Genomic DNA, 513 nt, shown 5'->3' on the forward strand with positions numbered 1-513 from the left:
CTGTTTAGAAACTGAATTTAATTAGGGATAAGGGGGCAAGATGCCCCCTTAATTTTTTCTCATGGATTGGTTAGACACTTTCACTCTCTTTTTCGGCTCGCTCGTTGCAAATACGTTGGCATCTCTTTCTGGTGGCGGCGCCGGTTTGCTACAGTTTCCTCTACTTATTTTTCTTGGCTTACCGTTCTCCGTTGCACTCGGCACTCATAAAGTGGCTTCTGTTGCTTTAGGCTTGGGCGCTGCAAGCACTCACCTCAAAGCCGGCACCATTAAATTGCCCATCGCCCTTTATCTGATTTTTGTTGGCAGTATAGGTGTTGTGATTGGCGCAAACCTCATCGTTCATATCCCTGATGGTATTGCGGAAAAGATGCTAGGCAGTATGATTCTGGCACTCGGTATTTATTCCCGCTTGAAAAAGCAGCTGGGGCAAATCGAAATCATTAAGCGTCGCAATCAATTGGGTTGGATTCTTGGTGGCATTGGCATCATGTTGATAGGCATCGTCAACGG

General features: G+C 46.2%; 1 protein-coding gene. It reads left to right on the top strand.

Features of this window, described 5'->3' with window-relative positions:
* Window positions 1–61: 61 nt before the first annotated feature.
* Window positions 62–513 (top strand): sulfite exporter TauE/SafE family protein (locus tag R7Z77_RS28555; protein ID WP_318137461.1); only part of this gene is annotated, 452 nt, incomplete at its 3' end.

The sequence above is a fragment of the Vibrio sp. 1401 genome, assembly GCF_033340295.1.